Origin of the sequence: Candidatus Nitrospira nitrosa (genome assembly GCF_001458735.1) — a bacterium.
Classification (GTDB): Bacteria; Nitrospirota; Nitrospiria; order Nitrospirales; family Nitrospiraceae; genus Nitrospira_D; species Nitrospira_D nitrosa.
Genome location: NZ_CZQA01000008.1, coordinates 704,846 through 727,365, shown reverse-complemented (window position 1 = coordinate 727,365; position 22,520 = coordinate 704,846). Strand labels below are relative to the sequence as shown.

The following is a 22,520-nucleotide window of genomic DNA, read 5'->3' as shown; positions in this document are numbered from 1 at the left end:
AACAGCAGGAAGGCTCCGGTCAAGAGGGCACAGCCGATCATGCCCTCCGTATCCTACAAACGGGGCGAGGTCTCCGACGACGTCTTCCCTCGCCATGGTGGTCGCGTGACTCCGTCGCATCCCGGTTGTCGTCGTCAGCAGTGTCAGCTCGGATTTGAGCCGCACCAGTCACCCATCAGGATCAAGGCGTGGGAGCGAGCCCCGTCGGGGATCCACTCCAGCCCCTGGCACCTCGTGCCCCAGACAACCGTCGGTTCCCGGCCGTGTCCAGCATACCTACGCACAGGACGTCTGGCTACCAGCGGGCTGGCGCCAACCCCATCATGGCTCACGGTCGAGGCGTCTCAGTCCCCACGCCAGTGGCGAGGGAGTTGAAGGGGGAAGACCGGGGCTAATCGGGAGTGCGAGGTGTGGCCTCAACCCCTTTGCGAGCTCCCAGCTCCCCCCAGCTCTGCCGCGCCTAGCCAAAAGCGCGGGACAGATCGAATGGCACCTGCGCACGGAGCATGTGATAGCAGGCCCGCGCCAATTTATGGGCCACGGCCTTCAGCGCCACAAGGGGATGCGTCCGTGCCTGCTTGCGCTGATAATACGTGCGAATCACGGCCTCATAGCGAATGGCGAAGTGCGCCGCCTCGATGAACGCCCAGCTTAAATACTTGTTGCCGTTCTTCGTGTTGCCAGCCCCTTTGCGTTTGCCGTTACTCACATGTTCGCTGCCGACACAGCGACAGTAGGAGGCGAAGTGTCCCACGGTCGCAAACCGCCGCAGGTCACCGGCTTCCAGGAGAATGGTGCCCGCCAAGATCGGCCCGATTCCGGGGACGGTCTGTAAGAGCACATAGCCCGGCTGAGTCCGCCCCGCTTCCCGAACCGTGCCCTCAATCGTGTGAATCTCGTGCTCCAGACATTGCAGCACAGCCAACGAACTGCTGACCGATTGCACATGTTCGGGAAATGGCACAAGTGCCTGAATGCCCTCTGGGGTGAGCTGTCGAAGCCGAGGGAGGGAGAGCCGATTGCCAGTCAGTCGTGTCAGCAGGCTTTGTAGGCTCAGCACGACCATGGTCTTGTGCCGAACCAACTGACTGCGCTTCCGCAACAAGTCCCGCACGGCCCGTTCCGCTTTGGGGTAAATGTACCCGGTAGGGAGCAAACCTAGCCGGAGTAAATGGGCTAACCACTGCGCATCGTGTTGATCGTCAACATGCTTGAGCCCACTATACTGCGGCAGGGCTGGTGCATGAGCGAGGTGGACCCGGTACCCTGCTTCCATGAGCCCGTCGACTAACCAGTACCAATTATAGGTGGACTCAACGACCACGCCCTGCAGCGTGGTCTGATACGGTGTTAAGGCCGTGAAGATCACGGCCAGGTCATTGCGGAGGCGTTTCTGATACAGCACTCGATCCGCTTCATCAATCACGACCAGCACACTATTCGTGGCATGGAGATCAATGCCCGCATAACACATCATCGCAACCTCCTCGGTTAAAGTGGATGAGCCCGTCGCGTTAGCAACGACTCTACTCTTCAAGAGAGGAGCCTTCGAGATGATTATCGGGTGTATAAGTAAATAGCCGTTGTCTTGCGGCAGCGGTTAGAGTTGAGCAAGATGACCAGTACTGCCCATAATTGGTGTAAATGAAAGGTTCGATTGCGCTGAAAGCCGATGGCTGAAAGCTGTGAGCTAAACCGGCTAGTCCGCTTCCGGTTCTGAGCTGCCGTGCTGGTGAGAGACCTTGTCTTCTTCGAAGAGATCCGCCATTTCTTGAGCCATGATGGCATCATCGTCCTGAATGGCAAACACGGGGATTTCTTTTCTCACTTTGGGTTTGTCTTCCGACGTGAGGTCTGGTTGTTTTGGCGTGTCACTCATAGTTTCAGTATACACTAACGTCGGGAGCAGGAGCGGATTTATTCAAAGGCTTCCAACGAAGATCTCTCGACGAACTGTCGCTGACATCCACGACAGGTCACAAAGTAGTAAGCGTCCCGTACTGACAGGGTGGCTCGAAGGTCCAGGTTGACACCCCGGTGATTGCAGGCGGTGCAGGAGATCTCCTTGAGCCTGAATGGCACATCTGGTTGTGTCCGCAGATAAAACTCCATGTCGGTATGGACTGGAAACGTATAAAAACACTTCTTGCAGATGCCTCGCCAGTCTCCGTCAGCTCCCATAGAGCGTTCATCGATGGCAAAACTCGACTGCTTACAGATCGCGCACGGGACCGTGTCCAACCGCCGTTCCACTTCTTGCTGCGTGAGCGTGACCATAAGAGGAGTATAGCGGGCAAGGAAAAGAAATCGCAACTGGGGTGGCAATGCTCGTGAGAATGCTTGACGCTCCTTCAGAGCAGGCTATACTCACCATGCCATGCACATGATTACGGATCAGCTCTTGGTTGGAAACATTGACGATGCACAGCAGCCACCGGCGGTCGTCGGTACGCTGTTATTGGTGGCTGAAGAGTTGGTTGTCACCCCTGCCCCCTGGATGGATTACTGCCACATTCCTTTTCGAGAGTTTGCTAAGGCTGATCCTGCCAAGTTGATGGAAGCGGTGCAATGGCTTGAATTGCGGGCACCGACAGAGCGAAAACTGGTGTGTTGCCGGGCCGGCATGGGGCGATCGGTTTCCGTCGTTATGGCCTACCTGTGTTGTGTGGAAGGGAGGTCCTACGACGAAGTGCTGAAACTCGTCATGACACGGCACCCTGGTGCCATGCCGCTGCCGAATTTACAAGTCGCCATTGAGCAGGTTCGTCAACTCCGCCGCTCCAGGTCGTCTCACCAGACTGGTTTGTAACGTCATTCTCGACTTCATCCTCGATTTCATCCCAGAATCTTGCCTTTCCCTCCCCCTCGTGGCTTAATGCCGCACATTTTCCGCTCAGAAGACGGTGACAGGATGCCTGAACTTCCCGAAGCTGAAGTTGTCGCTCGACAAATCCGTGCAGGTCTCCTCGGAGCACAGCTGACCGATGTGTGGATCGGACGAGCGGATATTGTTCGAGAGGGATATGACACCGCGCGGTGGTATTGCGGTGGGACCCTCCGATCCGTTGAACGGTTCGGCAAAAGTGTCGCCTTGGGATTTGTGAATAGTCACACTTGTCGCTATGTCGTGGCCGAGTTAGGGATGACCGGCCTGCTGTTGTTCCAATCAACCGCGACGAAACATCCACAGCACGTTCATGTGAAACTGTCGTTCGAGGGGGGCCGCGAACCAGAATTACGGTACTGGAACCCCCGCAGATTCGGACGTCTATCGCTCTTAGACAAAGAGGGATTGGATCGGTATCGCACCCGCCGATTTGGGCTCGATCCATTGGCTGTGTCTCAGCCAGATTTTGTGCGACTGTTGCAGGAGCGACGTGGGAGGCTCAAGGCCCTCCTGATGCATCAACAAGTCATTGCCGGCATCGGGAATATCTATGCAAACGAGATTCTCTTCCGGGCTGGTCTACACCCGAATCTCCAGGTGAGTCAGCTATCGGTGCGCAAGATCGAAACACTTTATATGATCATGTGTAAGGTTCTGGATGAGGCGATTAGGCATGGGGGATCGAGTGTGCGAGACTTTTTTGCCCCTGATGGGAGCGAGGGGCAATACAAGCGGAGGCATCTGGTCTATGGGAAAGAGGGTCGGCCTTGTCCGAATCACTGTGGTGGAGTGATTCAACGCCTTCGGGGAGAACGAAGCTCATATTTTTGTCCCCGTTGTCAGGCCCTGCGATTGAAACGACATGCATAGGTCGTAAAACCTTGTTATATTTTCAATGCTTAGGACGATCTCCGGAAAATCGTCCATTGCTAGGCCTTTTGATCCCCTCTCCATTAGTTCCTCTGGCGTCTTGAGTCATCCTGTCAGTTTCAGCTAGAATCCCGCTCCCCTATTTGCCTAAGTTACTACGAAGGAGAATTCGCATGGCTAAGGTGTTGGAAGGCCCCGGCATGGGGCTGATGAAGAAGTGGGGGATTCACGTCCCCAACTATGTCGTCGTCACGTCCGTTGACGAACTGACCAAGCTCGGACAAGCCAATGACTGGATGAAGACCTCGAAGTTGGTGGCGAAGGCGCACGAGGCACTCGGCTCACGTTTTAAGCTCGGTCTAGTCAAGGTTGGTTTGGATCTCAACAGTGCAATCGCTGCGACAAAGGAAATGCTCGGTCGGCAGGTCGGCAGCATCACTGTGTCGCAGGTCATTGTTTCAGAGATGGTTCCACATAAAGAGGAATACTATTGTGCGGTGAAGTCTACCCGCGAAGGCAGCGAGATCCTTGTCGCCAATTGCGGTGGGATCGAAGTTGAGTCGAACTGGGATCGTGTGAAACGTCTCTGCTTGGAAGTCGGACAGGCCCCCTCGGCGGGTCAACTTGAAAAACTTTCAAAAGAGGCTGGATTTACGGGCCCGCTCGCGAAAAAGATGGCCGATTTTTCGGGCAAGATGTTTACCTGTTTCGATAGCGAGGATGCGCAGTATCTCGAGGTGAATCCCGTCGTGACACGCGAGAGTGATGGCGAGTTGGTCGCGCTCGATGCGGTCACGTTGCTGGACGGTGACGCCAAGTTCAGGCATCCGGATTGGAACTTTCAATTTGCAGCTGAGTTCGGCCGTTCCTACAGCAAGGATGAAGTAGAAGTCATGGCGGTCGACAGCAAGATCAAGGGCTCAGTAAAGTTTATCGAGATTCCAGGCGGGGACACGGCCATGCTGCCGGCCGGTGGCGGCGCGAGTGTCTATTATTCCGATGCCGTCGTGGCACGTGGCGGCAAGCTGGCAAACTACGCTGAGTATTCCGGCGATCCTCCGGACTGGGCCGTGGAAGTACTGACGGAAAAAGTCTGTTCGTTGCCCGGTATCAAGAACATCATCGTTGGTGGGGCGATTGCGAATTTTACCGACGTCAAGAAGACCTTCGGCGGCATCATTAACGGATTTCGCAAAGCGAAGGGCGATGGCAAGTTAAAGGGCGTGAAGATCTGGGTGCGCCGAGGCGGGCCGCGTGAGAAGGAAGGTCTCGATGCGATGCGCGCACTCAAGGACGAGGGCTTCGACATCAACGTCTTCGACCGCAACACCCCACTGACGGACATCGTCGATAAAGCGTTACAAAAGTAACGAGCTATCAGCTATTAGCCATCAGCGGTCGGCTGAATGCCGAGCGCTGGACGCTTCACTGTTGGAGGACTTTCGATGAGTATTCTGGCCAATAAAGACACCCGCGTAGTGATTCAGGGTGGTGCCGCCGGTGTCAATGCAGCCCGCCGGATGGCGGAGTTTTGCTACCTGATTAAGCGCCCCCTCACGGTCGAGGCATTCGTCTACCCGCCCGATGCCGGCAAGACCAATGAAGTACCGTACGGCAGCGGACTGATCGCGATCCCTATCTACAAGACGATCGCGGACGCGACGAAGAATCATCCCGCCATCAACACGAGCCTCGTCTACATCGGAGCCGACCGCGCCATGAAGGGCGGCATGGAGGCGCTGGACGATCCGAACATCAAGGTCGTCTCGATGATCACTGAAGGTGTGCCCGAAAAGGACGCGAAATTGCTCGGCGCCCATGCGCGGAAGCTCGGTAAGGTGTTCAACGGCCCATCTTCAATCGGCATCATCTCGGCGGGAGCCTGCCGTTTGGGTGTGATCGGTGGTGCGTTCGACAATCTCGTCCTCTCGAAGTTGTATCGCGAAGGTTCGTTCGGCGTTATTACGAAGTCCGGCGGTCTCTCGAACGAAATTATCTGGATCTGCTCGCAGTTCGCCGATGGCATTACGACGGCTATCGGGATCGGTGGTGATGCCTATCCTGGGACCGACTATGTGAGCTACCTCGAGATGTTCGAAAACGATCCGCAAACCAAGGCGGTCGTCATTGTCGGCGAAATGGGCGGCGATCTCGAGGAACGTGCAGCGGAGTGGTATGGCGCGAAGAAGCGTCGCGTGAAGTTGATCGGCGTGGTCTCCGGGTTCTGTCAGGAGAGTTTGCCCAAGGGCATGAAGTTCGGCCATGCAGGCGCCAAGGAAGGCATGAAGGGCGAGGGGTCGGCTCGTTCCAAGTCTGATGCACTCAAGAAGGCCGGTGCCGTTGTCCCCCCGACGTTTGGTGCGCTTGGTCCGGTCATCAAGGAAACCTATCAAGAACTGCTTAAGTCCGGTCAGGTGAAAGAGCCGGTGGAGCCGGCGGTTCTGCCGAAGTTGCCTAAGTCCGTCGAGGAGGCGATGAAGGCAGATGAAGTGATGGTGGCTCCGCTGATCCGGACCACGATCAGCGACGATCGCGGTGACGAACCTTGCTACGACGGTTACCCAGCTTCCGAGTTGATCAATAAGGGCTACGAAATTCCACATGTCATGGGCCTACTCTGGGACAAGCGCCTCATCTCAAAGCAGGAAGCGGAAATCATCAAGCGCATCATGATGCTCTCGGCTGACCACGGGCCTTGTGTCAGCGGCGCCTACGCCACGATTCTGGCGGCTTGCGCCGGTATCGGCTTGTCGCAAGCGGTGGCTGCCGGCTTGATTATGATCGGGCCCCGTTTCGGTGGCGCGGTGACGGACGCCGGTCGTTGGTTCAAGTACGCGGTCGACAACAAGATGAATGTGGACGAGTTTCTGGCTTACATGAAGAAAAATGTCGGCCCGGTACCGGGCATCGGTCACCGAGTGAAGAGCTTGCGTAATCCGGACAAGCGGGTAAAGGAGCTTGTTGGTTACGTGAAGAGCTTGCACATCAAAACGCCGTGCCTCGATTTCGCCTTGGCTGTTGAGCAAGTCACGGCAGTGAAGAAAGATAACTTGATTCTGAATGTGGACGGCACGATGGCTGCGGTTCTGGTTGACCTGGGTTTCCCCGTCGACAGCTTGAACGGCTTCTTCATCTTGTCGCGCACGATCGGATTGATCGGCCACTGGGTTGATCAGAAGCGTCAGGACAGTCGTTTGATCCGGCTGTTCGATTACCTGGTGAATTATGCAGCCCCGAAGCGACGGGAAGTGCCGCCGTTGAAATAGTGCTGAGTAACCAGCGCTGAGTTCTGAGTGAGGAGTTATTCTCGGCACTCAGCACTCCAAGCTCTAAGGAGATAAGTCATGTCCATGGATCTCGCCAAAAATCTCTATGCCAAGATGCCGGGAGTCTTCGAAAAGGCTCGAAAGAAATTCGGACGACCGTTGACCCTGGCGGATAAGATTCTCGTTTCGCACGCTGACAACTTCGATACACAGAATTGGGAGCGTGGCAAAGCCATGTTGGCGCTGCGCCCGGACCGTGTGGCGATGCAGGACGCTACGGCCCAGATGGCTGTCCTGCAGTTCATGCAGGCGAACAAGAAAAAGGCTGCAGTGCCGAGTACGATCCACTGCGACCACTTAATCCGTGCTGAAATGGGGTCGGAGAAGGATCTCACGCGTGCCTTGGATGAAAATAGGGAGGTTTATAACTTCCTTGCGTCCGCTGCCAAAAAGTACGGGATCGGCTTCTGGAAGCCAGGTGCCGGGATCATCCACCAGGTAGTCTTGGAAAACTATGCATTCCCCGGCTGCTTGATCATCGGGACCGATTCACACACGCCGAACGGCGGTGGGTTGGGAGGCTTGGCGATCGGTGTCGGTGGCGCGGATGCCGGCGAAGTGATGGCCGGTTTGCCTTGGGAAGTGCTCCATCCGAAATTGATCGGGGTGAAGCTCACCGGTAAGCTGAGTGGCTGGGCCTCTGCAAAAGATGTGATCCTCTATCTCTGCGGCCTGCTGACGGTGAAGGGTGGAACCAATAAGATTGTCGAATATTTTGGTCCTGGCGCTGAAACAATCAGCGCGACAGGGAAGGGTACGATTTGCAACATGGGCGCAGAGCTGGGTGCGACCACATCGGTCTTCCCATTCGATCAAAAGATGGTCGATTATATGACCATTACGGATCGGGCTGATCTGGCGAAGGTAGCCCAGGCGAACAGGGCCTTGTTGACGGCTGATCCAGAGGTGATGCAGGCTCCGGAAAAGTATTACGATCAGATTGTTGAAATCGACCTCTCAAAACTCGAACCCCATGTGGTGGGACCGCACACGCCGGACCTTGCCAGACCGATTTCGAAGCTGAAAGCCGAAGCCCAAGAGAAAGGTTATCCGGTCGAATTGAAAGCAGCCTTGATCGGGAGCTGCACCAATTCATCCTACGAAGACATCAGCCGCTCGGCCCATGTGGCTCAGCAAGCATTGAAGGCTGGGTTGAAGGCGAAAGCCTCCTTTCTCATTTCTCCAGGGTCGGAGCGCATCTACCACACGATGAAGCGTGATGGATTCTTGGAGACATTTGAAAAGCTCGGCGGTACCGTCCTGTCGAATTCGTGCGGTCCCTGCATCGGCCAGTGGAAACGTGCGGACGGGGTCAAGGGCAAAGCCGATTCAATTGTCAGCTCCTTCAACCGGAATTTCCCTGGCCGGAACGATGGGATCAGCGAAACGCTGTCGTTCTTGGCAAGTCCGGAGGTCGTCACGGCATACGCGATCACCGGTGATTTGGGCTTTGATCCGGTTAATCAGGCGGTCAAGGGCGCTGATGGCAAAGAATTCAAGCTCCAAGCTCCGGTCGGTGAAGAATTACCGGCCAAGGGGTTTGCGAAGGGTGAAGAAGGCTATGTGGCACCGGCTGAAAATGGTGAGGGACTCACTGTCGATCTTCCGCCGACCAGTGAACGGCTACAAGTATTGCAGCCGTTCCCGAAATGGGATGGCAAGGATTTTGACAAGCTGCCGCTCTTGATCAAGACTAAGGGCAAGACCACGACCGACCATATTTCTCCTGCTGGCCCCTGGCTCAAGTTCCGCGGCCACTTGGACAAGATCAGTGACAACATGTTCCTCGGTGCGAATAATGCATTTGCTTCGGAGCCGGGGAAAGGGGTCAACGTGTTGACTGGTGAGGAAAACCTGACGATCGCGAAAATCGCTCGAGACTATAAATCAAAGGGCATTGGATCGATCGTGGTTGGCGATGAAAATTACGGCGAGGGCAGCAGCCGCGAGCATGCGGCGATGTCGCCGAGGTTTCTGAACGTGCGGGCCGTGATTACGAAGAGTTTTGCACGCATTCACGAAACCAATTTAAAAAAGCAAGGGATCTTGGCGTTGACCTTCGCTGACCCGAAGGACTACGAGAAGATCGAGCAGCAGGACCGCATCAGTGTGACGGGGCTGAATAGTCTGGCTCCTGGCAAGCCGGTGCAGGTAACGATTCACAAGGCGGATGGGAACGCGCTCACCATCCAGGCGAACCACAGCATCACCGCACAGCAGATCGCGTGGTTCAAGGCGGGTTCGGCGCTCAATGCGTTGAACTAAACAGTCACACCAAGAGGGAGCGTTATGGCAAGCAAAGCAGACAAGATTATCTATACAAAGACGGATGAAGCGCCGATGTTGGCGACCTATTCCTTCTTGCCGATTATCAATGCCTTCACAAAAGCGGCAGGCGTGACCGTGGAGCTTCGCGACATTTCACTCGCGGGACGCGTCATTGCCGTCTTCCCAGAATATCTGACCCCGGAGCAGAAGCAGCATGATGCGTTGGCGGAGCTTGGAGAAATGGCCAAGACGCCTGAAGCCAATATCATTAAGCTGCCGAACATCAGTGCCTCCATCCCGCAGCTGGTTGCCACGATCAAGGAATTGCAGAAGCAGGGCTACAAGCTGCCTGACTATCCGGAGAATCCGAAGGACGACAAGGAAAAGGACATCAAGACCCGCTACGACAAGGTGAAGGGGAGTGCCGTCAATCCGGTCTTGCGCGAAGGCAATTCCGATCGCCGTGCTCCGCTCTCCGTCAAGGCCTATGCCCGTAAGCACCCGCATAAGATGGGAGCCTGGTCTTCAGATTCAAAGACCCATGTCTCCCATATGAAGGGCGGCGATTTCTTTTCAAATGAAAAGTCTCGCACCATTACCGCTGCCACGACGGCGAAGATCGAATTCGTCGGAGCGGATGGAAAGGCGACAGTCCTAAAAGAGAAAATCGCCTTGCAGGCCGGGGAAGTGCTCGATGCCACCTTCATGAGCGTGAAAGCGCTCCGAAAGTTTTTAGAGGAGCAAATCGAGGATGCCAAGGCTAAGGGCGTTCTCTTCTCGCTTCACATGAAGGCCACCATGATGAAGGTCTCCGACCCGAAGATCTTCGGTCATGGCGTGACTGTCTATTACAAGGATGTGTTCGAAAAACACGGCGAAACGTTTAAGAAGCTCGGGGTCGATCCGGACAACGGGCTTGGGGACGTGTATGCCAAGATTAAGTCACTGCCGGAGGAGCAACGGAAGACAATTGAAGCGGATATTCAGGCGGTCTATCAGAAGCGCCCGCCGATGGCGATGGTGAACAGTGATAAAGGAATCACGAATCTTCATGTGCCGAGTGACATCATCATCGACGCCTCTATGCCGCCGGTAATCCGTGATTCCGGTAAGATGTGGAATCCGCAGGGTCAACTTCAAGATGTGAAATGTGTGATTCCTGACGCAAGCTACGCGCCGGTCTATCACGAGATGGTGGAGTTCTGTAAGCAGAAAGGTGCCTTTGATCCGAAGACGATGGGGACGATTCCCAACGTCGGGTTGATGGCGCAGGCCGCGGAAGAGTATGGTTCACATGATAAGACCTTCAAGGTCCCGGCCAGCGGCACGATCCGCATCGTGGATGCGTCGGGTGCGACGATCCATGAGCATAAGGTGGAAGAAGGCGATATCTGGCGTGCCTGCCAGGTCAAGGATGCCCCGATTCAAGACTGGGTCAAGTTGGCCGTCACGCGTGCAAGGGCAACCGGTGCGCCGGCAGTTTTTTGGTTGGACAAGGACCGTGCTCATGATGCCGAATTGATCAAGAAGGTAAATGCCTACCTGCCGAAGCACGATACAGCGGGGCTTGAGATCAAGATCATGTCACCGGCCGACGCGTGCCGGTTTTCCATCGAGCGGATGAAGGAAGGCAAGGACACGATTTCCTGCACCGGCAATGTACTTCGTGATTATCTCACCGACCTGTTCCCGATTCTCGAAATCGGAACCAGTGCGAAGATGCTCTCGATCGTCCCATTGTTGAATGGAGGCGGGTTGTTCGAGACAGGCGCAGGAGGATCGGCTCCGAAGCATGTGCAGCAGTTCGAGCAAGAGGGCTACCTGCGTTGGGATTCACTGGGTGAATTCCTCGCGCTGGTCGCTTCGTTGGAGCACTTGGCAAAGGCCGGGAACAATCCCGTGGCGAAGATATTGGCGGACGCACTGGATCAGGCCAATGCTAAGTTCCTGGAAAGCAACAAATCGCCAGCCAGGAAAGTCGGAGAGATCGATAACCGTGGGAGCCATTTCTACTTGGCCCTCTACTGGGCGCAGGCCTTGGCGGGGCAGACGGCGGATAAGAAGATTGCCGAGAAGTTCGCAAAGATCGCGAAGGATTTGACGGACAGCGAAAAAATAATCGATCAGGAACTCATCGCAGCGCAAGGGAAGCCGCAGGACGTGGGCGGGTATTATCACCCGGACGATGCGAAGGCGGCGAAGGCGATGCGGCCGAGCGCCACGTTGAATAAGATCATTGATTCATTTGTGTAAAAAATGAGAAGGAAGGGGTGAGAAGTGAGGTGTAGAGTTTCACCTCACTCCTTACCGTTCACCCCGCACTGGTTTTAACAATGGCTCAAGAATCAAGCGAGAATGTGATCGATCAACCTGAGGTCATGAAGCCTCGGATGGTTACGATCGAAATTGCCGGCAAGAAAGTTGACGTACCGGAGGGGATTACTGTCGTCCGTGCGATGTGGTATGCCGGGATCGATGTCGTGCGTGGCGTGGGTTGCCTTGGTGGATTCTGCGGCGCCTGTGCCACGTACTATCGGACGAAAGATGACCCAAAAGTGAGAACCTGCCTCGCCTGTCAGATGGCGGTACAGGACGGCATGTCGTTTACGATGATGCCACCCTTCCCAGCCCGGAAGGCCACGTACGACATTCAGGCACTTCAAGACCCCAAACAAGATTTGTTCAATCTCTATCCGGAAGCGCCGCTGTGCCGAAATTGTAATGCCTGTACCGAGGCCTGCCCGCAGAAAATCGATGTGCGGGAAGGGGTCTGGAAGGCCGTTTTCGGCGACTTCAAGAGCGTTTCCGAGATGTTTATGGATTGTGTCATGTGCGGCATGTGCACGCCGGTCTGCATTGCCGACATTGCGCCGAATCTCGTCGCCCTTTATGTCAGCCGTGCGCAGGGAGCGCATTTTACTGACAAGCCGGCCGGGCTCGACACCAGAATCAAAGAGATTCAAGATGGCACGTTTAAGAACGAATGGGCCAAGATTCTCAAAATGAATGAGAAAGAATTGGCCGAACATTGTGCAACGGTGAAATAGCCGCCAGACCATCAGCTCTCAGCTTCTGAGACGCGGTGGGTGAACGTTGGTAGCTGAAAGCTAGACATGGACATTCACGCGCTCCAGCAGATCGTACATCAGACTCGGGATGCCCGGCGTAAGCAGACCATCCCCAAGTTTTCTCCGACAGACCGAGACCACCTGATTCACAAGTACCATCCGGATTTTCGTGCAAGCGCCTACCGACCGATCAAGTTCGGTCCGAACGAAGGCGACAAAACCGTCGTCGAACTCGCGACCTTGCTCGAAGGTGACAGCTCGATCCAGGATACCGCCGATCTCACACCCCAATATTCATGCGATGTCTTGGTTATCGGTGGTGGAGGCGCCGGTTGTGCCGCGGCGTTGCATGCTCATCATGCCGGTGTAAAAACGATTCTCGCGACCAAGCTGCGTCTCGGCGATTCCAATAGCGTGATGGCGCAAGGCGGGATGCAGATCTCCGTTGCCCCTGAAGACTCCCCGGTCACGCATTTTATTGACACGCTCAAGGGCGGGCACATGGAGAACGACCATGCCTTGCTCAAAGTCATGGTCGAAGATGGGCCCTCGATCGCGAAATGGCTCTTGGAGTTAGGTGTGCTGTTCGATCGCCAAGCCGACGGCAATCTCCATGTGAAGAAAGGCGGAGGGAGTTCCAAGCCGCGCCTGTTGACCTGTTCTGATTACACGGGCCTCGAGATCATGCGCGTTCTGAAAGATGAGGTCATTAATCAAAAGATTCAATTGTTGGAGTTCGCTGCCGCCGTTGAACTGTTGAGCGATGGCCAAGGGACCTGCACCGGGGCTATTTTTAGAGATCTTGATAATCAGCGGCACATAGTGGTCGCAGCCAAGTCGGTGATTTTGGCCACCGGTGGCATCGGTCGGCTGCACATTCAAGGATTCCCGACGAGTAATCACTATGGGGCGACGGGTGACGGGCTCTGTCTGGCCTATCGCATGGGTGCCAAACTCGCGCATGTCGATACGTTTCAATATCACCCGTCCGGCGCGGTCTATCCAGAGCAATTGATCGGGGCGCTGGTCACTGAGGGAATTCGCTCCGAAGGCGGGCACCTGGTGAATGCGAAGGGCGAACGGTTCGTCAACGAACTTGACACACGGGATGTCGTATCCTCGTCGATTATCCGTGAATGTGAAGAAGGGCGTGGGATCAGAACGATGTCCGGCCGCGTCGGTGTCTGGCTCGATACGCCGTTACTGGATGCAGAACATGGGTCAGGGACGGTGGAGAAGCATTTCCCAGCCATGATGATGCAGTTTGAGCGCTTCGGGATCGATATCAGTAAGGATCCGGTCTTGATCTATCCGACACTCCACTATCAGAACGGCGGAGTAAAGATCGATACGAACTCAGAAACCAACGTCAAGAATCTGTTCGTGGCGGGAGAAGCTTCCGGAGGGCTGCACGGGCGAAACCGTCTCATGGGGAATTCGCTGTTGGACCTCATGGTATTCGGCAAGCGATCTGGGTTGACGGCCGCCGGTCGCGCCAAGTCGATGAAACAGGGTGCGCTGACCCTCAGGCATGTGCAACAGTTCCGTGCCGAAGCAAAGAAGCAGGGGAACGCCAGTGGTGTCATCTCGCCGATGATCTTGCCGGCGTATACAAGAAAAGTTGGCTAGTGATGAGGACTGAGTAAAGGCGCGGTTCGCCCTCGGTCCACAGTCCTCGGTACTCCGTCCTGAAGCGACGATAAGGAGCGATATGAACGTTCACGAGTTTCAAGCGAAGTCATTGTTTGCTCAATTCGGTGTGCCGGTGCCGCGAGGTAAGGAGATTACGTCTCCTGAAGCGGCGACCGCCTGGGCTACTGAACTGAATACGCCCGTGTTTGTCGTGAAGGCACAGATCCATGCCGGCGGCCGAGGGAAGGCCGGTGGCGTAAAAATCACCAAGGACAAGGCGGCGGTGGCAGGCTTTGCGAAAGAACTCATCGGTAAGACGCTGGTGACGCATCAGACCGGACCGAAGGGTCGCCAGGTTCATCGGCTGTTGATGGAGGAGGGGGCGAACATCGCCAAGGAACTCTACCTATCGATTCTTGTGGATCGCGAGACGGGGTGGCCGACGTTTATCGCCAGCACAGAGGGCGGAATGGAAATCGAAGAGGTGGCCGCCAAAACTCCGGAAAAGATCATCAAGGAACCGATCGATCCTGCCGTGGGATTTCAGGGATACAACGGGCGGAACATCGCCTTTGCCCTTGGGCTTCAGAACATCGAGCCGACGGCTATGAATCCGTTCATTAAAATGCTGGGGAATCTGTACCGCTTGTTCATGGAGAAGAACTGCGCCTTGGTCGAGATCAATCCGCTTATCATCACGAAAGAAAAGACCGTCGTGGCGTTGGACGGCAAGGTTTCGTTCGACGACAACGGCCTCTTCAAGCATGAAGATGTGCAAAAGATGCGCGATCTGAACGAGGAAGAGCCGCTGGAAATCGAAGCGACCGCGAACAATCTGAACTATGTGAAACTGGACGGCAACATCGGTTGCATGGTGAATGGGGCTGGTCTGGCGATGGCTACGATGGACGTCATCAAGTTGGCAGGCAGCGAGCCAGCGAACTTCCTGGACGTGGGCGGAGGCGCGACGAAAGAGACGGTTGCGGCAGGATTCCGGATTCTGCTGAAAGATCCGAACGTCAAGGGCATCTTCATCAACATCTTCGGTGGGATCGTGCGCTGTGAACGTATTGCTCACGGAGTCATCGAAGCAGCCAAGGAAGTGAAAATCAACGTGCCCCTCGTGGTCCGACTGCAGGGGACGAATGCCGAAGAGGGGCGCCAACTGTTGGCAGATTCAGGATTGAAGCTCGATGTCGCCAACGATCTGTGGGAAGCCGCCCAGAAAATTGTGAAACTGACAGGAAAAGCAGCATAAGGAGAGCGCCGTGAGCATTCTCGTCAATAAGAATACACGAGTAGTGGTACAGGGAATTACGGGAAAAGAAGGTTCGTTCCATGCGACTCAATGTAAGGCCTACGGGACCAAGGTGGTTGCTGGTGTCACGCCCGGCAAGGTAGGGCAAGAGGTTGAGGGGATCCCCGTGTTCAACACGGTGGCGGATGCGGTGAAAAAGACCGAGGCCGATACGTCGCTGATCTTTGTGCCGCCGCCGTTTTGTGCCGATGCTATTTTGGAAGCAGCTGACGCAGGAATCAAACTCGTGATTTGCATCACCGAGGGGATTCCGGTCAATGACATGGTCAAAGTGAAACGGGCCTTGCGCGGTCGCGATGTCCGGTTGGTCGGTCCGAATTGCCCAGGAGTGATTACGGTAGATGAGGCCAAGATCGGCATCATGCCGGGTTTCATTCACAAGAAGGGTGTTGTCGGCGTGGTGTCGCGCAGTGGGACCTTGACCTATGAAGCGGTCCACCAGCTCTCGACCTTGGGTTTGGGCGAAACCACGTGCGTAGGAATTGGTGGTGATCCTGTGAACGGCACAGGGTTCGTGGATGTCCTCCCGCTGTTTGAAAAAGATCCCGAGACTCAGGCCATCGTCATGATCGGCGAGATCGGCGGCGATGCGGAAGAAAAGGCCGCTGAGTTCATCAAGAAGAATGTCAAGAAACCAGTCGTTAGCTTCATTGCCGGCATTACGGCACCTCCTGGCCGTCGCATGGGTCACGCCGGCGCCATTATCTCCGGTGGCAAGGGGACGGCATCTGAAAAGATGAAGACCCTGGAAGCCGCCGGTGTCACGGTCGTGAAGAATCCGGCTGAGATTGGAGAGGCAGTGAAGAGGGCATTAGGACGGTAGGCATTCTAGCAGTGTGTTGACAAGCCCAAGAACGAGCTCGAAGACGGAGCCCTGCCTGAGGTTACGAACGTCCGGAGAATACCGCACAGGCTGTTCAGAAAGGCCATCCCGCAAGGCCGCAGCGAGCGAAGAGGGGAATAGTATTCTCTGCCGTACGGTGAGCCCCTGAGCGAGGCGAGAACACCGCCGGTGGACTTTGTCAACAGCCTGCTAGCGGACAGTATCAAATCTCTCCGTTCACCCGGTTTCATCAAACTGTCTCAGGCTTGGACCCGCAGGTAGTGATAAGCCCTGCCCCACCATCCAAAAGGATCCGTGCTTCTGCTGGCTAGCCCGATCTGGATGCCAAACAGGCCATTCAGAAAGGCTGCGGTAAGGGAAGAGGCGACTCTCTCTGCGCCCGTACGTTGAGCTCCAGAGTGACGAAAGCGCGCCGTTGGCTGGTTTTGCAACAGCGTGGCGGCTTACTTTGAGCCAGCCGAAGAATATAGGGCGAGCGGGACTTCCGTTCGGAAACATGCCATCTCTCAATTCGCGTGATGCCACCGTGAGTGGCTGAGCCGATGTTCGTTGTAGCACCACCAGAACCTATTGAATTCAAATGCCTTTATCAGGCTGTCGACTCACGCCTCTTTTCCCTGCCACATGTCTTTCGGAAGCAAAGCCGGTATCACGCCTTGACAGGCTCCAGAGATGAGAGGGGGAGGGGTAGGTCAGTTCGGATGGCCCCAGATACAGTGGGAACCATGCCGATTATCTCATGATGGTCATCCTGGCATATTGGATTTATCGATAGCTCAAATCCGTTTTATCTATTTTAAAAAATGAACGCGGGGTTGCTACTGTTGGCGCCGTTCGCCCAATGTATACGAAAGGAGTATCCCCTCCTGATCGCTCTGAGAAGAGCGATGGGTGGACTCTCATGCCAAGAACTGTGACCGCCGAATTGGGGGTCGAGTCGAGTTGCACACAGGCGCACTCGCCTCACCGCACTGACCAACGACGATTGACTGACAGACCTAAGATTTTGCAGTACAAATCCGTCGCAGAACATGGGTGCTTTACCGTAGGAGGACGATGAATGAAAGCGAGAATGTCGGCGATGATTTGTCTCCTCTGTGCCCTCGGCGTTGCGGATCTCACGAGGGCGGAAGATCCCTATAGTCAACGAGTCGCCGATCCCTATGCGCTCTCGACAGATGGTATTCCGAATATGTCCTCTGGAACGCTTGAGCCCTACATGTCATTTTTTGCAGGCGTGGGCATTCCATTCACTCGGGACGCCACGTTTACGGACGGGACCTCACCAACCACAGTCGAGGATGTTGACTATGTATCGAAATTCTCGCTCGGCGGCAACCTGGGGGTTTGGTTTCCTACCAGAAGCAAATTAGCTGGATTCGATCTCGGCATTGAGCTCAGCGGCTTTCTCTGGTATCCGGACGTGCACTGCTGTCAGGATAATTATAATCGTGATCCCGCAACGGGGGCAGGCACCTCGACGGAGATCTCAGGTCTCTACATCGGTCCCAGTTTTCTCGTTCGGTATCCCCTGGCGATTTCCGAAGCCTACCCCAACGGGCGGTGGTTTCCGTACGTCGGGATCGGCGTGGGTATGCATCAGATGGCGATGAGGCCGGGTGGAGCCCACGGGGTGACGACATATTTTGCCCTTGATAATACACGTACGAACCCTATCACTGAGCAACGGAATACGACGGTTGGCTTTCACGGGGTGGGCGGCATCAAGGCACATCTTTTCAAGTACGTGGCGGGATTTATCGAGGTGAAGTATGTCCGTGCCCATCACGATGGGCTCTTGACGGATCGGTTCGGGGCATCCCCAATCCAATCGTTCCCCGGACCAAGTGATCCAGCAGATGGCTTTTTAATTGTGAATCCCTATTCATCCACCATCGATACGATCTTTGTGCATGCGGGCCTGTCGATTCACTTTGACTGGAAGCCGTAGAAGAATCTCAGATGTGCAACCCAGACTCGTCGCAGACCATGGGTGCGTTACCGTAGGAGGACGATGGATGAAAGCGAGAATGTCGGCGATGATGTGTCTCCTCTGTGTCCTCGGCTCAGCGGATCTCACCCGGGCAGAAGATCCCTATAGCCAACGGGTCGCCGATCCCTATGCCCTCTCAGATGGCCTTCCCAATATGTCGTCCGGGACGTATGAGCTCTACTTTTCCGCCATGGCGGGCGTGGCGATTCCGTTCAGTCAAGACGCCACGTTTCAGGACGGGAGCCCGCCGACGTCGGTGGTCAAGGATGTCGACTATCAGATGAAGCACACCTGGGGAGGCAACGCGGGGATCTGGTTTCCCACCAGAAGTAAGCTGGTGGGCTTCGATCTTGGCGTGGAACTCACTGGTTTTGTGTGGTATCCGGACGTCGCCTGCTGTACGGACTTTTACAATAATGACCCCACGGGGAGTTTCCAAAGGGGTGGGATTGCCAATCGAGGTACCACGACCGAAATATCAGCTGCCTATGTGGGCGCTAATTTCCTGCTTCGCTACCCGATGGCCATTTCCGAGGCCTATCCCAACGGGCGATGGTTTCCCTACGTCGGGATCGGGGTGGGTGCCCATCAGCTGGGGATGAAGCCGGGTGGAGCTCGAGGGCAACGTCTGTTAACTGCCATCACCACCCAACGGGATACGACCGTTGGGTTTCTGGGGATCGGTGGAATTAAGGCCCATCTCTTCAAGTATGTGTCGGCGTTTGTGGAAGCGAAGTATGTTCATGCCCAGCACAACGGGTTGTCGACGGATCGGTATGGAAATTCACCCGCCGGCGATCTACTCTTTACTGGTGAAGGTCCTTTTGTGAATCCCTATGAATCCACGATTAATACGATCATGGTGCATGCGGGCTTATCAATGCACTTTGACTGGAAGCCGTAGGGTTGTGCCCGATCACGTGATCGGCTGTGGGAGCTCCAGGTTGCACAATCCCAATTCGTCGAAGCACATGGTTGCTTTACCGTAGGAGGAGAATGAATGAAAGCAAGAATGTCGGCGGTGATGTGTCTCCTCTGTCTCCTCGGCTCTGCGGATCTTACTCGGGCGGATGATCCCTACAGCCAACGGGTCGCCGATCCCTATGCCCTCTCGGATGGTCTCCCGACGATGACTTCCGGGACGCTCGAGCCCTACCTGTCCGTGATGGCGGGTATCGCTCTGCCGTTCAGTCAGGATGCCACGTTTACGGGCGAGGGCCCAGGGTCTGGACTCCCGACGGTGGTTAAGGATATCAACTATCAGACGAAACATTCCTACGGCGGCAACGCGGGGATCTGGTTTCCCACCAGAAACAAGTTGCTGGGATTCGATCTTGGTGTGGAAATCAACGGCTTTATTTGGTATCCGGACGTGGCCTGCTGTATCGACAATTATAATCGTGATCCCTCAACAGGGTTGGGCACCACGACGGAGATCCAGGCCATCTACGTCGGCACCAATTTCATGGTTCGCTATCCCCTGGCGATTTCCGAATCCTATCCCAACGGGCGGTGGTTTCCGTACGTCGGGGTGGGTGTGGGTGCGCATCAGATGGCAACGAGGCCAGGTGGTATGGGGGGAACTGGGTTTTACACCGCCATCACCGAACAACGGCATACGACGGTCGCGTTTCAAGGCGTGGGAGGACTCAAGGCGCATCTCTTTAAGTATGTGGCGGCGTTTGTGGAGGCGAAGTATATCCATGCCGATCACAGCCGGCTGACGTCGGATCGGTTGGGGCTGACCGAACCATTCCTTGGAAGCGATACTTTTCAAGGGCTGGCTTTTCATAATCCCTATCAATCCACGATTAATACGATCCTCATCCATGCCGGTATATCGCTTCACTTTGACTGGAAGCCGTAGGGCAGTTCACAATGTCAGCCACACAGCTTGACCTTTGAGTGGAAGGCTGGCTGTGTGGCTGCTTATCAACCCCCGACATTTCTTCTCTACTGTTCTTTCCTTCTCAAATAGCCAGACTGCGGGAGTGGGTACCAAAGAAGCTTAGGCGGGCACTGACAGGAGGTGTGTCTCTAGGGCCAGTTCTTGTGACACGACTCGGTCTAGTCGGTGGCGAGTGAGTGTCGGCACACGGATGAATTCCACACCGAATGTCTGGTCCTGTACCCATCGGATTTTCCCGAGCTCGATGAACAAAGACGATGTCGGGCTAGGTAGGAAGACGCTCAGTTTAATATAGCTACCCATTAAGACCGTCCGGCCGCAGTTTACGGAACAGCCGGTTAGGGAGATATTTGAGATGGTTCCTTCTCCGACAAATGGGGCTCCTCCGAAGATGACCGGATAGGCAACGGAAAGCCGATGATGAATTCGCCAGTTCACAATCGTATTAGCCATTGGTTTAGCCTCCTTCCTGCTCTATCAGTCTCTGTAGGGATGCAGCATAGCCAGGCGGAGAGCAAGGTACCATTCCTCTGAGGAGGGGCTTCGGACTAGTCCAATGCTCACTATTGGGCTACGGGGGCTGATCTCTCGCCATCTGATTCGTGCTTTAATTCTACAAATAGTCAATATATTCAATGTGATGCAGGATCTCGATCTGCGGCCTTGCAACTTGTCGTACAAGCCTCTCGCCAGCTCACGCTTTGCGAAGAACGAGCGGTGGATATGGTGGTAGCCAGAAGCGCTTATGAACCAGGAGGGTTAGGGTCTGCTGGGCTTGTCACTAGGGGAGCCTTGGGGCATAACCGCAGGAGGCTCGAGGCGCTCAAGCATATCTTGCTTGAGTCTTGTCGGTTCCTCAATCCGATTGTCACGCTGTAAGGAATTGACATCTCGTGCTTTTCTCGCGTTGAGCTCAGCCATGTCTGCGTCGTCTCGAATCAAATGCGGGGTCAAAAAGACAAGCAGGTTCAATTTCTCAGTCTGGCGATTCTGTGACTTAAACAACCACCCCAGCCATGGAATATCGCCTAAGAGAGGGATCTTCTTTTCGCTCAGTGTAATGTTGTCGCGCACTAACCCCCCGATAACGAGTGTCTGTTGGTCTTGAGCGATAGTTGTCGTCTCCATGGAGCGCTTGGTGGTGGTGGGGCCGACGGGGATGCTGGCTGAGCCTGCCCCGATCGTTTGAGCGACATTCTCCGCGATCGCGGTAATTTCTTGCTTGATTTCCAGCCGGATCAGGTCATCTTCAAGCACTTGGGGAGTTAACTCCAAGGTCACGCCGACGTCTTTCCGTTCGATCGTCACCAATGTTCCACCCGTGATGCCTTGGGCTTGCCCGGTTGGGAATGGTCGATTTTCACCGACCACGATCTTCGCTTTTTGATTATCGGCGGCCAGCACCTGAGGGGTGGAAAGGATGTTCGTATCGGTGAGGTTCATCAGAAGGTTCATAAATGCCCGTACATTCACGGTGTTCAGTACGGTCACCGCGCCGCCGGTCGCCCCACCTGCCGCCACACCACTGATGGCTTGCGCAACGGACGCGAGTTCCTCTGGCGCTCGGTTGAATCCACCGATCCCTTGCAGAAATCCAGACTTTCCCGCGCCTAATACCTGAGTTGGGTCGGTGCCGATTTGCCGTAAGCGGTCAACTTGAACCTCCAAGATTACGGCTTCAACAAAGACCTGTTTACGCCGGATGTCTAAGTCATGAATCACGGCATGGATGTGAGTCCATGCATTTTTGGTTGAGCTAACGATAATTGAGTTCGTGGCCTTATCGGCAAACACCTGGACAGGAGCTTCAAATTCCGTCAGCGGCCTGATCGGGGGCCGAACGCCGGGTGTGATTTGAGCCACGGTTTGAGAGCGGGCCACTAAATTGGTAAGAACCGCAGCAAGATCTGTGGCGTTGGCGTGTTTGAGCTTGTAGACAAACACCCCCCGCTCAGGCGGGAGATCACCCATCGGCACGATTTGATAGAGGTTGCCATCCTTTTTAACGACCGCGATGCGAGCCGCTTCGAGTGCCGCCACAAACATGCTGAACGCCTGGTCTGGAGAGACTTTGGTTGGGGAAAATGCCGATATCTTTCCCCCTTGCTTTTTGATGGTTTCGTCCAGCACGAAGTTTTTGCCGGTGAGCTCCCCAATGAACCTGGCAAAGACAGGAATATCAATTTCGTTGAAATCCAGAGAGATCTTGGCCGGTTGCGAGCCCGTTCCTTGGGCGAACAGATCGAGTGGAAGGAGCGCCGACCAGCAGAGGACCGCCGCTACCAGATAGGTGCCCATCCATCTAGCAGTAGGTAAAACACGTGGGAGGCGTGGATGAAATTGCACGATGGAGGTAGGAATTCCCTGGTTCTCCTGAAAGTGAGCAACTGTGTTTGACCGTACCA

18 protein-coding genes are annotated in these 22,520 nt (G+C 55.2%); 13 read left to right on the top strand and 5 right to left on the bottom strand.

The genetic code is table 11. The annotated features are described in order from the left end of the window. Positions 1-460: 460 nt before the first annotated feature. The 3 genes from COMA1_RS12190 to COMA1_RS12180 all read right to left on the bottom strand — a co-directional run bounded on the left by COMA1_RS12190 (position 461) and on the right by COMA1_RS12180 (position 2,313). A complete protein-coding gene (locus tag COMA1_RS12190; RefSeq protein WP_090742717.1) occupies positions 461-1,477 on the bottom strand; it encodes an IS110 family RNA-guided transposase in 1,017 nt (338 codons plus the stop codon). Between the two features lie 222 nt (positions 1,478-1,699). Then, complete coding sequence (locus tag COMA1_RS12185) at positions 1,700-1,879, bottom strand: hypothetical protein (protein ID WP_090748813.1); 180 nt, start codon at positions 1,877-1,879, stop codon at positions 1,700-1,702. A gap of 38 nt (positions 1,880-1,917) precedes the next feature. Further along, complete coding sequence (locus COMA1_RS12180) at positions 1,918-2,313, bottom strand: hypothetical protein (protein WP_245631043.1); 396 nt, start codon at positions 2,311-2,313, stop codon at positions 1,918-1,920. A gap of 64 nt (positions 2,314-2,377) precedes the next feature. Here COMA1_RS12180 and COMA1_RS12175 point away from each other — a divergent pair, with 64 nt between their 5' ends. The 13 genes from COMA1_RS12175 (at position 2,378) to COMA1_RS12115 (ending at position 20,073) form a co-directional block, all read left to right on the top strand. Then, entirely contained in the window at positions 2,378-2,809 is a 432-nt protein-coding gene (locus tag COMA1_RS12175; RefSeq protein ID WP_090748811.1) for a dual specificity protein phosphatase family protein, read from the top strand. A 102-nt stretch (positions 2,810-2,911) separates the two neighbouring features. Continuing rightward, on the top strand, positions 2,912-3,757 hold the full coding sequence (gene mutM / locus COMA1_RS12170) for a bifunctional DNA-formamidopyrimidine glycosylase/DNA-(apurinic or apyrimidinic site) lyase (protein ID WP_176698012.1): 846 nt from the start codon (positions 2,912-2,914) through the stop codon (positions 3,755-3,757). Positions 3,758-3,930: 173 nt separating this feature from the next. Then, entirely contained in the window at positions 3,931-5,127 is a 1,197-nt protein-coding gene (locus COMA1_RS12165; RefSeq protein ID WP_090748807.1) for an ATP citrate lyase citrate-binding domain-containing protein, read from the top strand. Between the two features lie 75 nt (positions 5,128-5,202). Then, positions 5,203-7,023, top strand: coding sequence for a citrate/2-methylcitrate synthase (locus COMA1_RS12160; protein ID WP_090748805.1), 1,821 nt, complete (start codon positions 5,203-5,205; stop codon positions 7,021-7,023). A gap of 78 nt (positions 7,024-7,101) precedes the next feature. After that, the gene (locus tag COMA1_RS12155) at positions 7,102-9,348 is read left to right on the top strand and encodes an aconitate hydratase (RefSeq protein WP_090748803.1); all 2,247 of its coding nucleotides are present in this window, start codon (positions 7,102-7,104) and stop codon (positions 9,346-9,348) included. A gap of 24 nt (positions 9,349-9,372) precedes the next feature. After that, positions 9,373-11,604: an NADP-dependent isocitrate dehydrogenase gene (locus COMA1_RS12150; protein ID WP_090748801.1), complete on the top strand. Its 2,232-nt coding sequence runs from the start codon at positions 9,373-9,375 to the stop codon at positions 11,602-11,604. Positions 11,605-11,684: 80 nt separating this feature from the next. After that, positions 11,685-12,398, top strand: coding sequence for a 2Fe-2S iron-sulfur cluster-binding protein (locus tag COMA1_RS12145; RefSeq protein ID WP_090748799.1), 714 nt, complete (start codon positions 11,685-11,687; stop codon positions 12,396-12,398). 66 nt (positions 12,399-12,464) lie between these two features. Continuing rightward, positions 12,465-14,048, top strand: coding sequence for an FAD-binding protein (locus tag COMA1_RS12140; protein WP_090748797.1), 1,584 nt, complete (start codon positions 12,465-12,467; stop codon positions 14,046-14,048). Positions 14,049-14,130: 82 nt separating this feature from the next. Further along, positions 14,131-15,309, top strand: coding sequence for an ADP-forming succinate--CoA ligase subunit beta (sucC, locus tag COMA1_RS12135; protein WP_090748795.1), 1,179 nt, complete (start codon positions 14,131-14,133; stop codon positions 15,307-15,309). A gap of 10 nt (positions 15,310-15,319) precedes the next feature. Continuing rightward, positions 15,320-16,192 (top strand): succinate--CoA ligase subunit alpha, encoded by an 873-nt coding sequence (sucD, locus tag COMA1_RS12130; protein ID WP_090748793.1) that lies wholly within the window; start codon positions 15,320-15,322, stop codon positions 16,190-16,192. Between the two features lie 1,081 nt (positions 16,193-17,273). Next, complete coding sequence (locus tag COMA1_RS12125; RefSeq protein ID WP_090748791.1) at positions 17,274-18,164, top strand: hypothetical protein; 891 nt, start codon at positions 17,274-17,276, stop codon at positions 18,162-18,164. A 67-nt stretch (positions 18,165-18,231) separates the two neighbouring features. Further along, a complete protein-coding gene (locus tag COMA1_RS12120; protein ID WP_090748789.1) occupies positions 18,232-19,110 on the top strand; it encodes a hypothetical protein in 879 nt (292 codons plus the stop codon). Positions 19,111-19,206: 96 nt separating this feature from the next. Next, positions 19,207-20,073 (top strand): hypothetical protein, encoded by an 867-nt coding sequence (locus COMA1_RS12115; RefSeq protein WP_141654325.1) that lies wholly within the window; start codon positions 19,207-19,209, stop codon positions 20,071-20,073. A 141-nt stretch (positions 20,074-20,214) separates the two neighbouring features. On the opposite strand, the gene COMA1_RS12110 is transcribed toward COMA1_RS12115, so the two are convergent. Together COMA1_RS12110 and COMA1_RS12105 are read right to left on the bottom strand one after the other, a co-directional pair. Beyond that, positions 20,215-20,568 (bottom strand): PilZ domain-containing protein, encoded by a 354-nt coding sequence (locus COMA1_RS12110; protein WP_090748785.1) that lies wholly within the window; start codon positions 20,566-20,568, stop codon positions 20,215-20,217. A 306-nt stretch (positions 20,569-20,874) separates the two neighbouring features. Further along, the gene (locus COMA1_RS12105) at positions 20,875-22,413 is read right to left on the bottom strand and encodes a secretin N-terminal domain-containing protein (RefSeq protein ID WP_176698011.1); all 1,539 of its coding nucleotides are present in this window, start codon (positions 22,411-22,413) and stop codon (positions 20,875-20,877) included. Positions 22,414-22,520: the final 107 nt, after the last annotated feature.

Coding starts and splice junctions, on each gene's coding strand:
- COMA1_RS12190 (WP_090742717.1), bottom strand. CDS start 1,477: ATGATGTGTTATGCGGGCATTGATCTCCATGCCACGAATAGTGTGCTG.
- COMA1_RS12185 (WP_090748813.1), bottom strand. CDS start 1,879: ATGAGTGACACGCCAAAACAACCAGACCTCACGTCGGAAGACAAACCC.
- COMA1_RS12175 (WP_090748811.1), top strand. CDS start 2,378: ATGCACATGATTACGGATCAGCTCTTGGTTGGAAACATTGACGATGCA.
- mutM (WP_176698012.1), top strand. CDS start 2,912: ATGCCTGAACTTCCCGAAGCTGAAGTTGTCGCTCGACAAATCCGTGCA.
- COMA1_RS12165 (WP_090748807.1), top strand. CDS start 3,931: ATGGCTAAGGTGTTGGAAGGCCCCGGCATGGGGCTGATGAAGAAGTGG.
- COMA1_RS12160 (WP_090748805.1), top strand. CDS start 5,203: ATGAGTATTCTGGCCAATAAAGACACCCGCGTAGTGATTCAGGGTGGT.
- COMA1_RS12155 (WP_090748803.1), top strand. CDS start 7,102: ATGTCCATGGATCTCGCCAAAAATCTCTATGCCAAGATGCCGGGAGTC.
- COMA1_RS12150 (WP_090748801.1), top strand. CDS start 9,373: ATGGCAAGCAAAGCAGACAAGATTATCTATACAAAGACGGATGAAGCG.
- COMA1_RS12145 (WP_090748799.1), top strand. CDS start 11,685: ATGGCTCAAGAATCAAGCGAGAATGTGATCGATCAACCTGAGGTCATG.
- COMA1_RS12140 (WP_090748797.1), top strand. CDS start 12,465: ATGGACATTCACGCGCTCCAGCAGATCGTACATCAGACTCGGGATGCC.
- sucC (WP_090748795.1), top strand. CDS start 14,131: ATGAACGTTCACGAGTTTCAAGCGAAGTCATTGTTTGCTCAATTCGGT.
- COMA1_RS12125 (WP_090748791.1), top strand. CDS start 17,274: ATGAAAGCGAGAATGTCGGCGATGATTTGTCTCCTCTGTGCCCTCGGC.
- COMA1_RS12120 (WP_090748789.1), top strand. CDS start 18,232: ATGAAAGCGAGAATGTCGGCGATGATGTGTCTCCTCTGTGTCCTCGGC.
- COMA1_RS12115 (WP_141654325.1), top strand. CDS start 19,207: ATGAAAGCAAGAATGTCGGCGGTGATGTGTCTCCTCTGTCTCCTCGGC.
- COMA1_RS12110 (WP_090748785.1), bottom strand. CDS start 20,568: ATGGCTAATACGATTGTGAACTGGCGAATTCATCATCGGCTTTCCGTT.
- COMA1_RS12105 (WP_176698011.1), bottom strand. CDS start 22,413: ATGGGCACCTATCTGGTAGCGGCGGTCCTCTGCTGGTCGGCGCTCCTT.